Annotated in this window: 14 protein-coding genes; 8 read left to right on the forward strand and 6 right to left on the reverse strand. The window is 34.9% G+C overall.

Features of this window, described 5'->3' with window-relative positions; translation table 11 throughout:
* Window positions 1-43 precede the first annotated feature (43 nt).
* The 4 genes from lptB to HM983_RS13685 all read right to left on the reverse strand — a co-directional run bounded on the left by lptB (window position 44) and on the right by HM983_RS13685 (window position 3,014).
* Window positions 44-784, reverse strand: coding sequence for an LPS export ABC transporter ATP-binding protein (lptB, locus tag HM983_RS13670; protein ID WP_179346273.1), 741 nt, complete (start codon window positions 782-784; stop codon window positions 44-46).
* 72 nt (window positions 785-856) lie between these two features.
* On the reverse strand, window positions 857-1,213 hold the full coding sequence (locus HM983_RS13675) for a carboxymuconolactone decarboxylase family protein (protein WP_179346274.1): 357 nt from the start codon (window positions 1,211-1,213) through the stop codon (window positions 857-859).
* A gap of 2 nt (window positions 1,214-1,215) precedes the next feature.
* A complete protein-coding gene (gene tatC, locus HM983_RS13680) occupies window positions 1,216-2,049 on the reverse strand; it encodes a twin-arginine translocase subunit TatC (RefSeq protein WP_179346275.1) in 834 nt (277 codons plus the stop codon).
* Window positions 2,049-3,014 carry a KpsF/GutQ family sugar-phosphate isomerase gene (locus HM983_RS13685; protein ID WP_246277520.1) on the reverse strand — a complete coding sequence of 322 codons (966 nt, stop codon included), beginning with the start codon at window positions 3,012-3,014 and terminating at the stop codon, window positions 2,049-2,051. Before HM983_RS13685 ends, tatC begins: the two co-directional genes overlap by 1 nt.
* Window positions 3,015-3,236: 222 nt before the next feature.
* On the opposite strand from HM983_RS13685, the gene recQ reads away from it, so the two are divergent.
* From recQ to HM983_RS13710, 5 genes are all read left to right on the forward strand, one after another.
* Window positions 3,237-5,438 carry a DNA helicase RecQ gene (gene recQ / locus HM983_RS13690; RefSeq protein ID WP_179346276.1) on the forward strand — a complete coding sequence of 734 codons (2,202 nt, stop codon included), beginning with the start codon at window positions 3,237-3,239 and terminating at the stop codon, window positions 5,436-5,438.
* A gap of 99 nt (window positions 5,439-5,537) precedes the next feature.
* Window positions 5,538-6,251 (forward strand): class I SAM-dependent methyltransferase, encoded by a 714-nt coding sequence (locus tag HM983_RS13695; RefSeq protein ID WP_179346277.1) that lies wholly within the window; start codon window positions 5,538-5,540, stop codon window positions 6,249-6,251.
* A gap of 156 nt (window positions 6,252-6,407) precedes the next feature.
* Window positions 6,408-6,917, forward strand: a complete 510-nt coding sequence (locus HM983_RS13700) for a lactoylglutathione lyase family protein (protein WP_179346278.1) — start codon at window positions 6,408-6,410, stop codon at window positions 6,915-6,917.
* A gap of 163 nt (window positions 6,918-7,080) precedes the next feature.
* Window positions 7,081-7,833 (forward strand): SpoIIAA family protein, encoded by a 753-nt coding sequence (locus HM983_RS13705; RefSeq protein WP_179346279.1) that lies wholly within the window; start codon window positions 7,081-7,083, stop codon window positions 7,831-7,833.
* A 166-nt stretch (window positions 7,834-7,999) separates the two neighbouring features.
* Window positions 8,000-9,355 (forward strand): amidohydrolase family protein, encoded by a 1,356-nt coding sequence (locus HM983_RS13710; RefSeq protein ID WP_179346281.1) that lies wholly within the window; start codon window positions 8,000-8,002, stop codon window positions 9,353-9,355.
* Between the two features lie 97 nt (window positions 9,356-9,452).
* Here the strand turns inward: HM983_RS13710 and HM983_RS13715 are convergent, their stop codons facing one another.
* Window positions 9,453-9,899 (reverse strand): hypothetical protein, encoded by a 447-nt coding sequence (locus HM983_RS13715; protein ID WP_179346283.1) that lies wholly within the window; start codon window positions 9,897-9,899, stop codon window positions 9,453-9,455.
* Window positions 9,900-10,034: 135 nt separating this feature from the next.
* On the opposite strand from HM983_RS13715, the gene HM983_RS13720 reads away from it, so the two are divergent.
* The gene (locus HM983_RS13720) at window positions 10,035-10,967 is read left to right on the forward strand and encodes a peptidylprolyl isomerase (protein WP_179346285.1); all 933 of its coding nucleotides are present in this window, start codon (window positions 10,035-10,037) and stop codon (window positions 10,965-10,967) included.
* A gap of 253 nt (window positions 10,968-11,220) precedes the next feature.
* Here HM983_RS13720 and HM983_RS13725 read toward each other — a convergent pair whose 3' ends face one another.
* Window positions 11,221-11,874 carry a YceI family protein gene (locus HM983_RS13725; RefSeq protein ID WP_179346287.1) on the reverse strand — a complete coding sequence of 218 codons (654 nt, stop codon included), beginning with the start codon at window positions 11,872-11,874 and terminating at the stop codon, window positions 11,221-11,223.
* Window positions 11,875-12,025: 151 nt separating this feature from the next.
* On the opposite strand from HM983_RS13725, the gene HM983_RS13730 reads away from it, so the two are divergent.
* A complete protein-coding gene (locus tag HM983_RS13730; RefSeq protein WP_179346289.1) occupies window positions 12,026-12,577 on the forward strand; it encodes a nucleotide exchange factor GrpE in 552 nt (183 codons plus the stop codon).
* Between the two features lie 73 nt (window positions 12,578-12,650).
* Entirely contained in the window at window positions 12,651-13,766 is a 1,116-nt protein-coding gene (gene dnaJ / locus HM983_RS13735; protein WP_179346291.1) for a molecular chaperone DnaJ, read from the forward strand.
* Window positions 13,767-14,101 lie beyond the last annotated feature (335 nt).

The following is a 14,101-nucleotide window of genomic DNA, read 5'->3' on the forward strand; positions in this document are numbered from 1 at the left end:
CATTGGGCGTAATAAGATTAAAAATCTATCTAGATTAAGTAATCTAAAACATCAACTTCTTCTTGCGAAGCTCAAAATTCTGACCTAAATAAACTTTACGTACCATCTCGTCATTTGCCAATTCTTCTGGTTTACCGGCTTTAAGTATATTGCCTTCAAACATAAGATATGTTCGGTCTGTAATGGCTAATGTTTCCTGTACGTTGTGATCGGTAATCAAAATGCCGATATTCTTTTTGGTGAGTTTTGCTATAATACGTTGAATATCTTCAACGGCAACTGGGTCAACACCAGCAAAAGGTTCATCTAACAGAATAAAATTGGGATCAGTTGCCAAGGCACGTGCAATTTCTGTACGACGACGTTCACCACCAGAAAGCAAATCCCCACGATTAGTTCTTATGTGTCCTAATCCAAATTCTTCAATAAGAGATTCCATTTTTTCGCGCTGTTGTTTCTTACTTAATTTGGTAAGTTGCAGAACGCTTAAGATATTATCCTCAATGCTCAGCTTTCTAAATACGGAAGCTTCTTGTGCCAAATAACCGATACCGTTTTGGGCACGTTTGTACATTGGATATTTCGTAATGTTGGTGTTTTCAAGAAAAATATTTCCACCATTAGGTTTAATGATACCAACAATCATATAAAAGGATGTGGTTTTACCAGCACCATTAGGTCCCAGTAACCCAACAATTTCACCTTGGTTAACTTCCAAAGATACATCCTTAACCACTTTTCGTCCGCTATAGGACTTCATTAAATTTTCGGCTCTTAGCTTCATACTGACATTTAGAACGTTAAAAATAGTAAAATCATATCCATTGGCAGAAACGCTCTTGGTTTTAGTAAAAGTTTAACCTTGGGTATAATGTTCTTCTAAAGCTTCCCAATATTCGTGCGCGCGTCTTAAGTGAGGAATTACGATAGTACCTCCTATTAAGGTGGCTATACCTAATGCGTCACTAATTTCGTTCTTTGAAAGACCCTCTTTATAAGACGCTTCTAAATGATACTTTACGCAATCGTCACAACGCAATACCGTTGAGGCCACAAGGCCTAAAAGTTCTTTTGTCTTTTTGTCCAGAACACCTTCTGAAAAGGCATTGGTATCAAGATTGAATATTCGTTTAACAATTTTATTGTTATCCGCTAAAATTTTATCGTTCATTTTGGCACGATACGCATTAAATTCTTCTACGGGATTTGACATATTTATGAGTGCTTAACTTTATTTTCTTTTCTTTTTTGATTTCTGACAACGATTGCCGAAATGTAAATACTAATTTGATATAACAGCAATATTGGGATTGCTACAATAACTTGACTTGCTATGTCGGGCGGAGTAATTATAGCTGACAAAATAAGTACAATAACCAGTGCAAATTTTCTATATTTCTTTAAAAATTGAGGAGTTACAATACCTATTTTGGTTAAAAAATAAATGACAATTGGCAATTCAAATACTAAGCCCGAAGCAATTGCAGAAGAGCGCACTATGGCAATAACAGAACTTACATCAAACTCGTTTTGAATTTGCTCGCTAATAGTGTAATTCGCTAAAAAGTTAATGGATAATGGTGTAACGATGTAATACCCAAAAAGAACGCCGGTAAAAAAAAGTAATGACGCAATAACAATAAATCCTCTGGAATTTTTACGTTCGTTATTTTTTAAGCCCGGACTTATAAAGCTCCACAACTGATATAAAACATACGGGAAACCAACAATAAAACCCGCATAAATAGAAGTCCAGATATGGGCAGAAAATTGACCGGCCACATTTCTGTTTTGAATGATAAAAGGAAATTTATCAGCACAAAAAGTCGTATCGTTGATGCCTATTAGCTGAGACATTTTACAGAGCCCTTCATACGTTGGAAAACTCATGTTAGTCGGTCCAAAGATGATGACATCAAAAATAAAACGTTTAAAAACAAAAGCTAATACAGCCGCAATTAAAACCCCTAGCGTTGCTCTAATTAAATGCCACCTTAAGTCCTCCAGATGGTCTAAAAAAGACATTTCATCAATATTCTTCTTCGCCATTATATGATACCTTCTTTTATTAAATCATGAAGATGAACCACACCTGCGTAGATGCCATTGTGTTCTACTAAAAGTTGGGAAATACCAAATTCCTCCATCACTTCCTTGGCATCAACAGCCATCGCATCTTCTTGTATACGTCTTGGGTTGATACTCATAATATCTTTGGCTTTAAGTCCAGTAATATCGTCACTTTTACTGAGCATCCGCCTTAAATCACCATCGGTGATTATACCTGCGATTTTATCATTTTCAATAACGGCTGTTACTCCAAGCATTTTTTCAGTAATTTCAACAATTACTTCTTTTAGGCTCGTTTCTAGACCCACTTGCGGTTTTTGATTTTGAGAAGATAAATCATTGACTCTTAAATAAAGGCGTTTGCCAAGTGCACCACCTGGATGGTATTTGGCGAAATCCTTACTCGAAAACCCTCTCAATTCCAAAAGACAAACGGCTAATGCATCGCCCATTACTAATTGTGCAGTTGTACTAGTGGTTGGAGCAAGATTATTAGGACACGCCTCTTGTGCTACAAACGCGTTCAATATATAATCGGCCTGTTGACCCAGAAAAGAATCGATATTGCCAGTGATAGCAATCATTTTATTTTTTGCATTTTTAATGAGTGGAACCAAGACCTTAATCTCTGGAGTATTACCGCTTTTAGAAATGCAAATAACTACGTCATCTTCGAGAATTAGTCCCAAATCACCGTGAATTGCATCTGCTGCATGCATAAATATGGCTGGTGTTCCTGTAGAATTAAGTGTCGCAACTATTTTATTCGCGATAATGGCACTTTTTCCGATACCAGTAATAATTACTCTGCCTTTAGAGTTATAGATCAATTCTACCGCATCGGCAAAATCATTTGTAAGTAAATCCGACAAATGACCGATCGCTTCGCTTTCTAACTTAATAGTGCTTTTTGCAGTGGATATAATGGATGATGAAGTATTCAAAATTAAATGATTGTACGGTTTTTTAGATTTAAAGATTTTGTTATCTTTAAACTTCTTGCAAAAGTACATGAAATTTTTCATTGGGACACTTCAATAGAGCCTAATGAGAAAATTTTATGGATTAAAAAAGTGGTTACTAATTTAAGGCTAAATTTCACATTTTTTTGAAAGTAGAATTTTAGTTTTCACGGAAAAAATTTATATAAAATACTAAAAGGATTAATGGGTATTTCACAGATTGACTTACACGCTTCACTCAAAAAATATTTTGGTTTTTCGGCTTTTAAAGGCCTTCAGGAAGAGGTCATAAAAAATGTTGTTGCAGGCAATAATACGTTTGTAATAATGCCAACGGGTGGCGGAAAATCATTGTGCTACCAGTTGCCAGCTTTAATTAAGGAAGGTACGGCAATTGTCGTTTCACCCCTAATTGCATTAATGAAAAATCAGGTGGATGCCATTAGAGCGGTATCCGATCATGAAGGGGTAGCACATGTTTTAAATTCGTCATTAAATAAAACTGAAGTTCAGCGCGTAAAGGACGATATTACCAACGGTGTTACCAAATTGCTTTATGTAGCACCAGAATCGTTGACCAAAGAAGAATACGTCGAATTTTTAAGAACCGTTAAAATTTCATTCATGGCTGTGGATGAAGCCCACTGTATTAGTGAATGGGGTCATGATTTTAGGCCAGAATACCGCAATCTCAAAACCATCATAAAGCGCATTGGTGATGACATTCCAATCATCGGTTTAACTGCAACAGCTACTCCAAAAGTACAGGAAGACATTTTAAAAAGTTTGGGTATGCCCAATGCGGTTACTTTTAAAGCTTCTTTTAATAGACCAAATCTTTATTACGAAGTACGTCCTAAAACAAAAAATGTTGATGCAGATATCATTCGTTTTGTAAAACAGAACGAAGGAAAATCAGGGATAATCTACTGTTTGAGCAGAAAACGAGTTGAAGAATTGGCGCAAGTGCTTCAGGTTAACGGAATTAAAGCGGTGCCATATCATGCAGGTTTAGATGCCAAAACAAGGGTGAAACATCAGGATATGTTCTTGATGGAGGATACAGATGTGGTGGTGGCCACAATTGCCTTTGGGATGGGAATTGACAAACCTGATGTACGTTTTGTGATTCATCATGACATTCCTAAAAGTATCGAAAGTTATTATCAAGAGACAGGTCGTGCTGGTCGAGATGGAGGAGAAGGTCACTGTTTGGCTTACTACGCTTATAAAGATATTGAAAAACTCGAAAAATTTATGTCGGGTAAACCTGTGGCGGAACAAGAAATTGGACATGCCTTGTTACAAGAAGTAGTCGCCTTTGCTGAAACTTCGATCTCTCGAAGAAAATTTATACTTCATTATTTTGGAGAAGAGTTTGACAATGCCACAGGCGAAGGAGGAGATATGGATGATAATGTTAGGCATCCAAAAAAACAAGTCGAAGCAAAGGACGATGTAAAGATCTTATTGGAAACGGTAGATAAAACCAATGAGAAATACAAGTCCAAGGATTTAGTGAATGTTATAATCGGTAAAACAAATGCCTTAATTGGATCCCATAAAACTGACGAACAACCCTTTTTTGGCATAGGCAAAACTAAAGAAGCCCGATATTGGATGGCACTCATCCGTCAAGTATTGGTTGCTGGCTATTTAAAAAAGGATATTGAAACTTACGGTGTATTGAGATTAAGTGATAAAGGGAAATCCTTTATCAAAAACCCAGAATCGTTCATGATGGCAGAAGACCACACATATGACGATATTGGTGCCGGTGGAATTATCACCAAGGCAAAAGGTGGAGGCGCGGTAGCAGACGAAAAATTAATGGGCATGCTCAAAGATTTACGTAAACGTAATGCCAAAAAACTTGGAGTGCCACCGTTTGTAATTTTTCAGGATTCATCTTTGGAAGACATGGCATTAAAATACCCAATTTCTTTAGAGGAATTATCTAACGTCCATGGAGTTGGTGAAAGCAAGGCTAAAAAATACGGAAAGGATTTTGTTGCTTTGATTGCCGACTATGTAGAAGAAAATGACATTATGCGTCCAGATGATATGGTGGTGAAATCTACGGGTTCAAATTCTGCCATAAAATTATACATTATACAAAACGTAGATAGAAAATTGCCGCTCAGTGATATAGCTTCTTCAAAAGGCATGGAAATGAAAGATTTTATTAAAGAAATGGAATCTATCGTATTTTCTGGTACTAAACTGAATATCAGTTATTGGATTGATGAAATTTTGGATGAAGACCAACAAGAAGAAATCCACGACTATTTTATGGATTCCGATAGTGATAAAATAGACGATGCCATAGAAGAATTTGATGGCGACTATGATGATGAAGAATTACGTTTGTACCGTATTAAGTTTATGAGTGAGGTCGCGAATTAAAACCTTTTATATTTTAAAAGTTTTATTATCCAAATTCATTGAGAATAAGATAGATTTTTATTGACATATAATAAGTTGCCAATGATTACATCCTAACGAATGAAAGAAATTTACGAGCCTAAATTTGTTGAAAAATTATTTGACAAAATGAGTAGTTCGTATTTAAAAATATATTACGTATCCTCTTTTGGATTTAGCCAAAGATGGAGAAGACAATGCGTTGAGGAAATTAAAATAGAGAAGGGAAAAACAGTTGTTGACTTAATGACTGGAATGGGGGAATGTTGGAAACATATAATAAAAAAAACTGACATAAATTCAAAATTAATCGGACTTGACTTCTCAACTGAAATGATTAATCGTGCGTATAAAAACAAAGGAAAGTTTAAAAAATCGAAAATTGAAATTCTAAAAGAAAACGTCTTTGAAAATTCTATAGCAAACGAAACAGCGGATTATGTGATTTCAGGTTTTGGATTAAAGACATTTAATGATGAGCAACTTAAAAAATTAGCATTCGAAATAGACCGAATTCTAAAGCCAAACGGAAAATTTTCGCTTATTGATGTTTCTGTCCCAAACAGTAAATTTTTAAAACCATTTTATATGTTTTACTTGAAAAATATTATTCCAATTTTAGGGAAATTATTTCTTGGGAGTCCGGAGACTTATAGAATGCTAGGGGTTTACACAGAAGAATTCGGAAATTCAAAGAATGTACTTCGGATTTTTAACAAACTGGAGTTTGAAGTTGAATATTTGGAAAATTTTTACGGTTGTGCAAGCGGAATTAAAGGACGGAAAATAAAATAACTAATGCCAACACCGTAAAAAATTAGTTACTAGTTCAAGCCTATTGATGAAAATCAGACTGGATTTCCTATTCAATTTGTATTTGCAAAGTTAAGTGTTACACCAATCGATTACCAATAGCCACAGCCTTGATGCACCAATTAAAAATATAATCTTATGAAAGCAATAAAATATCCAAAATCATTTTCACACATAGGTATTACTGTACCTGATATTCACAAAGCGGTTAAATTCTATGAGGACATTATGGGATGGTATGTAATTATGAAACCATCTTCAGTAAAAAAAGAACGCGATACTGCTATTGGACAAATGTGCATCGATGTGTTTGGTGAAAATTGGGAAGAATTCGAAATCGCCCATATGTCAACATCTGACGGAATTGGAATTGAACTCTTTTCATTTCCTCACGGAAATAAAGAAGCACCTGATTTTAATCCATTTAATACAGGACTATTTCACTTTTGTGTACAAGATCCAGATATCGAGAATCTTACCAAAAAAATAGTTGAGGCTGGGGGAAAACAAAGAATGCCCATAAGAGAATATTATCCAAATGAAAAACCGTATAAAATGGTATATGTAGAAGATCCATTCGGAATTGTATTTGAAATTTATACCCACAGTTATGAATTGACTTATTCATCAGGAGCATATCAAGAATAAAAGATTGCATCCTGCCATTGGTAATAGTAAAAGCCGCAGATGCTTAATTAAATTATTTTCCTTAAATTATGAGACTCAGTATTAGGAATAGAATAAAATGTCAAATACCGACCCACAGTTAAAGCCAATGAAATAAATAGAAAAATCATTAAAACTTCATAAAATGGATTTAAAGAAAATTGAAAACACCAACATTTATGAATTTCACTCAACGGGTAAATTGACCGAAAATGATGCCAAAAAGCTAATGAAATCGTTCCAAGAATTCAAAGAAAATAACGATAAAATTAGCCTGTTAGGAGTTATTGATGAAATGCCTTGGCCAGAAGATTTTTCTTCAATTGATGAGCTGTTTCAACTTAAAAAGGCTTCGCTCAATGTCATTAAAAAATACGCCATATTATCTGACAAGGATTTAATGACTAAACTTGTTCCCACAGCCAATTTTTTCACTCCAAATATTCCCATAAAATCCTTCGATAGATCCCAGCGAGATGAAGCAATCAAATGGTTAGAAAACATTGATAAAAAAACTTACAGAGCAGAGGATTATCTTACAAATGTGAAAATAAACGAAATAGACAATGATGTTTTTGAGATTGAATTGCTTCATGACACCCTTGACCACAGTTCTATAAGTGCCCTTTATGAAATACTTGATAGAAAATCAAAAGAAAAAATAAACTTAATAGTTGTCCTGCGATCCATTCCAGCTCTTGAAAAACTAAAAACCTTTGTAAAAGGAATGCAAGTAGATTTAAAAGCAATAGGTAAAGTAGGAAAATATGCCGTTGTTACCGACAAAAAATGGATTGATAAACTTTCGGGCGTTGCAGATTTTATAACACCAGGAATGAAATTAAAGACCTATAAAATTGATCAATTAAATGATGCCCGAAATTGGGTTTCAAGCTGAAGAAAAGAATTGACAATTACCCATAATTGTAATAATAGCTTAATTCCCTAATCGGAAATCAATGTTTATTCGATATCTTTAGTTTACGTTATTAAAAATCCTCAAGGTTTTCCTGCAACAAGTGCTTGTACAAAATTGTTGAGACACATTTTAAAATTCCATAGCAATGAAAAAAGCAAATAAAGTTTTAATGCTCGTTTCCTGTTTTGTGTTTGTATGTCAAATAAATTCTCAGGATATTTCCAAAAATTCTATTGCCTTAACTCATGTTACGATTATTGATGTTGAAAATTCTCAACAGTTAGAAGATATGACCATTATCATTGATAAAGACAAAATTCAATCGATACAACCTAGTAGTTCAATAGATTTAAAAGGAATTTCAAATAAGGTTGATTTAAAAGGGAATTTTGTTATACCAGGATTGATAGATTCTCACGTACATCTTTTTAGACCAAAAAACCGTAAGGAAATTTTGAGTAAATTACTCTATTCAGGAATCACAAGTGTACGTGATATGGGTGGAGACGCAAGAGTTTATCAATCTCTTAATAAAGCAATTGACGAAGGAAATCTCAATGGTCCAAAGATATATTATTCTGCCAATGTGTTTGGGCCTACTTTTTTACAAGATCCAAGAACAAAGTTTGCAGCTCAAGGTTTCGAACCAGGTTCAGCACCTTGGATGCGAGTCATTACAGATAAAACCAATTTGACTGCAATAGTTACCGAGGCAAAAGAAGCTGGTGTAACAGGTCTAAAAGTATATTCTAATGTAAGTCCTGAGTTGTTAATAGATCTTAGTAAAATTACCCACCAAAATGGCCTAAAAATGTGGAGTCATTCTAGTATATATCCTAGTAAACCCTCAGATGCCGTAAATGCAAATGTGGATGTGCTATCTCATGGGACAGGAATGATTTTCGAATTGGAAAAAGATATACCAGCCTCATTTAATGAAGCAATTCGGAAGTCCTTACCGTTTATAGATTTTGAAAAAGCAAATGCCTCTGCTGCCGAATTTACTATGTTGTTCGAGAAAATGAAATCAAATAGTATAATTTTTGAGCCAACGCTTTCGGCTTGGAGTGTAAAATTCCGTTCTAACGATCCGCATAATAAATCAAAATCTCAAAAAAACAGTCCAACTCAACATCTATCAAGTGCTTCAAATAAAATGGATGTTGTTGCAATGGACGATTGGGTAAAGCGAATTACAAAAGCGGCCTATGAACATGGAGTTACAATAGCTGCAGGAACAGATTTTAGTGTAAACTTAAAATGGGTTCAGGACGAAATTATACTCTTAACGGAATGTGGCTTAACTAACTTTGATGCGTTAAAGGCTGCCACATTAAATAACGCTAAGGCAATTGGAATTGAAGAAATGTGCGGTTCGATTTCAGAGGGGAAAATTGCAAACCTGGTTATCCTAGATAAAAATCCGTTAGAGGCAATTCAAAATATTCGAAGTGTAGTATCGGTTTATAAAAACGGAGTTGAATATAAAATAAATGAATAAGATATAAGCGACAAATGACTATAATCATTCGGTTGCTCTATTGTACAAGCTAAATCTCCCGTCTTAAGCTTATGACCATAAATATCTAAGAAAATCTTTACTCTTCCTCATCTAAAATAACAGCTTTCTCAAAAATTAGCTCTTGATTTTTAATGGTTAATTGAACTGATTTTAATTCAGCATTTTTTAACTTCTCGATATCATATTCTTCAATTTGAAAGTCTATTGGAGTCACATAACGACCTTTTAAATCAGACGGTTCAGATTCAAGTTCTGGCATATCTGAGTTGAGTTTAAGTTCAAAGTCAGTACCTGAGAATTTAAGCTTAGCACCCTTTTTTGTTTTAATATTCAATGCGCCAATAACTAATGTCTGGAAGATGTAATAACCACCCAATTCCTTTAAACCTGCATATAGTACATTGTGTTCCGAAACACCATAAGGGGGATTCTCAACATTCTCAATAATAGCTGCAACTGTATCATCAGATTCAACATTAACATCAGAACTTTTGGATCCAAGTAATTTTGATAAAAAACCCATTCAATTTAATTTTTTTCAAAACTAGTGAAATATATATTCTTAATCCTACAATCTAATAATCCAATAAACTAACTTCAAGCTTCTCGCTTCCAGCTTCATTCGTTATCTTTGCACTCTTAAACAAAAAACAAAACAATGCAAGACGGTTTATACGCAAAATTCAATACTTCTAAAGGGGAAATATTGGCGAACTTAGAATTTGAAAAAACACCAGGTACGGTTGGTAATTTTGTTGCTTTAGCAGAAGGGAATATGGAAAATTCCGCTAAACCTCAGGGAACACCTTATTATGACGGACTTAAATTTCACCGAGTTATTCCTGATTTTATGATACAGGGTGGTTGCCCACAAGGAACAGGGACAGGAAATCCAGGTTATAAATTTGATGATGAAATTCACCCAGATTTAAAACACGATGCACCAGGAAAATTATCCATGGCAAATGCTGGTCCTGGTACCAATGGAAGTCAATTTTTTATCACACATATCGCAACAGAATGGTTAGATGGTAAACATACTGTTTTTGGGAATGTGGTAGAAGGACAAGATGTTGTTGATTCCATTGAACAGGGAGATAAAATTGAAAGTGTGGAAATCATTAGAGAAGGTGACGCTGCCGAAAAATTCAATGCCATTGAGGCCTTTAGAACTTTTGAAGGAGCGAGAGAAAAACGAGTTGCTGCCGAGCGCGAAGCTGCAAAAGCTGAGCTTGATAAGTTAGCATCGGGTTTTGATGAAACAGAGAGCGGATTACGATACAAAATTATCCAAAAAGGTGATGGTAAAAAAGCTGAAAAAGGTAATATGGTTTCGGTACATTATAAAGGTCAGTTGGCCGATGGAACAGTGTTTGATTCCTCATACAAAAGAAACTCGCCATTGGATTTTCAAGTTGGTGTAGGTCAAGTGATTCCGGGTTGGGACGAAGGTATTTGTCTATTGAATGTTGGTGATAAAGCAAGATTGGTGATACCGAGTGATTTAGGATACGGTTCTGCAGGAGCGGGAGGTGTAATTCCGCCAGATGCTACATTGGTTTTTGATGTTGAGTTGATGGGACTAAAGTAAAAATCACAATTTTAATATAAGTAGAAAAGCACCAGTTGTATGGTGCTTTTTTATGTTTTTAAATGCAGTTTCAATCCTTAACTGCAGGCTCAGAAGGCTAAACTTTAGTAATATTTTAAGGGTTCGTAGCGTTTTAAAAAATTATAATAGTTTGAATTCAAGGGTGTAGAACATAAAGGATGCGTTAAAGGCTACAAAAAAAAGCATCCACTAATAACGTAGATGCTTTTCAATTTTAAACAGTTAGCTTCAATTAAGCCTTTTTAGCAACTAAAGTTACTTTAAGCTCCATATCATCATTGATAAATTTATCTCCTAAATCATCAAAGAAAGATTTAGAACCATATTTTACGTTCCATTTAGAACGATCGATCGTGAAAGTTTCACTTGTTAAAGTCATTGTATCACCATTCATTGAAGTTGACACAGGTATGCTAATGTTATTGGTAGTTTCTTTCATGGTCAAATTACCTGAAAGCATAGTTTTACCGTCCATAGTTTCTAGGCCAGTCACTTCAAATTTTGCATTTGGGTATGTTTCAACATCAAAAAAGTCGGCACTTTTAAGGTGACCAGTTAATTTGGCATTACTTTCATCTTCAGCAGGTATGTCAGTAACGTTAATGCTACTCATATCAATTTCAAATGTGCCGCTTTCAATATTTCCTTCATTAACTTCAATATTTCCGTCTGCAATTTTAATAGTTCCAGTATGGGAACCCGTTGGCTTAAAGCCTTTCCATTCTATAACGGACTCGTCAGTATCTGCTGCGTAAGTCACTGCGCTTGCATCTGCCATAGCTGCATCTTCAGCATCTTTTGTTTCTGCTTCTTTTGCTCCGTCTTTACAGCTAGAAAAGGAAACCAATGCTACAAGAGTAAAAATTTTTAAAAATGATGTTTTCATGTTTGTGTTAGTTTTAGTATTAAGTGTGTAAAGGTAAGTAATTGAATAGGTTATTTATGATAAAAAAATGTTAATGACATTTTGACATTTTCTTAATAATGGCAGTACTTTTGCCACCTTAAAATCAAAGATTTAAAAAACGGAGACTCAAATGAGCAAAAAAGATAAAAATAAAGAAGTTGAAGAGGTGTTGGCTGAAGAAACAACAACAGCGACTGAAGAAAATAATAAAGCCGAAGCAGAAGAACTGTCAGTAGAAGAACAGTTACAAGACCAATTGGCTGCCGAAAAGGATAAATTCATGCGTCTATTCGCTGAGTTCGAAAATTATAAAAAACGAACCACAAGAGAGCGCATTGAACTTTTTAAGACAGCTAGTCAAGATGTAATGACATCCATGCTACCTATCTTAGATGACTTTGAACGTGCATTGCTGCACATTGAAGACGACAAAGAAGCTGAGGAATTAAGAAAAGGTGTGCTGTTGATTTATAACAAATTACTAAGCACTTTAGAGCAAAAAGGCCTTTCGAAAATTGAAGTTAAAAAAGGTGACCCGTTTAATGCAGACGACCATGAGGCCATCACCCAAATCCCAGCTCCAAGTGAAGATTTAAAAGGTAAGATTATAGATGTTGTTGAGCGCGGCTATAAATTGGGAGATAAAGTTATTCGTTTCCCAAAGGTGGTAATAGGACAATAATATTCAGAAGGTACCACTTTGTAAAATAAACTAAACTAATAATATTAAGATTCCCATTTCTTGGGCAGAACAGATGAAAGAAGATTATTACGACATTTTAGGAATTGATAAAAATGCCTCTGCGGCCGAAATTAAAAAAGCTTATCGCAAAATGGCATTAAAATATCATCCAGATAAAAATCCAGATGACAAGGAGGCCGAAGAGAAATTCAAGAAATCTGCAGAAGCTTATGAAGTTTTAAGTAATGCCGATAAAAAAGCACGTTACGACCAATTTGGTCACCAAGCTTTTGAAGGTGGAGGCTTTGGTGGAGGCGGTATGAATATGGATGATATATTCAGTCAGTTTGGAGATATTTTTGGTGGAGCATTTGGCGGAGGCGGAGGCTTCAGTGGCTTTGGCGGAGGCGGAAGGCAACGTGTTGTTAAAGGAAGTAATTTGAGAATCAGAGTTACACTTTCTCTTGAAGATATAGCCAATGGAGTTGAAAAGAAAATTAAGGTAAAACGAAAAATACAAGCACCTGGTACAACGTATAAAACTTGTGGTACATGTAATGGTTCCGGTCAAGTGACTAGAGTAACAAATACCATTTTAGGAAGAATGCAAACAGCCTCTCCTTGTCAGACTTGCGGTGGAGCAGGGCAGACCATTGATAAAAAACCAGCGGATGCAGATGCTCAGGGCCTAAAAGTTTCTGATGAAACAGTATCGGTAAAAATTCCGGCTGGAGTTGTTGAAGGAATGCAGCTTAAGGTGACGGGAAAGGGTAATGATGCTCCAGGTAATGGAATCGCAGGTGATCTACTCGTATTGATACAAGAAGAAGACCACGAAACTCTAAAACGTGAGGGTGATAATTTACATTATGATATGTATGTGAGTTTATCTGATGCTGTTTTAGGTACATCTAAAGAGATCGATACCGTTACAGGCAAAGTGAGAATCAAAATTGATGCTGGAGTACAATCTGGAAAAATATTAAGGTTAAGAGGCAAGGGAATCCCTAATATTAATGGTTATGGCAAAGGTGATCTTTTGGTGCACGTCAATGTATGGACACCAAAAACCTTAAGTAAGAAACAGAAAGATTTTTTTGAAAGTATGAAGGACGATGAACACTTTGAGCCTAAACCTGAAAGCTCGGACAAGTCATTTTTTGAAAAAGTAAAAGATATGTTTTCATAAAAAATGGCTTGTTTCATAAAAAATAGTATATTTGATTATCGCTAATGCTAATTAGCGATAATTTTTCTTTTTCATAGCAATTTTTTCCCATCCTTATTTTGCGATAAGGGTGGGTTTTGTTTTTTTACGCTTTACTAATTTTAAGGCATGACCTACCTAATCAGCAATTCTCAATTTTGAGAAGTATTCTGGTGTACTTAAAAATGTAATTTAAGCCAATCCTTCCAAAGAGTGGATTCTTATTTTCTTTCAAGTCTAAAAAAAGCTTAAAAGCGATACAATTACTATTGTATTTTGATGCAAACTCTCTAACATTTAATATATTTACATTCTAA

Origin of the sequence: Winogradskyella ursingii, from assembly GCF_013403975.1 — a bacterium.
Classification (GTDB): Bacteria; Bacteroidota; Bacteroidia; order Flavobacteriales; family Flavobacteriaceae; genus Winogradskyella; species Winogradskyella ursingii.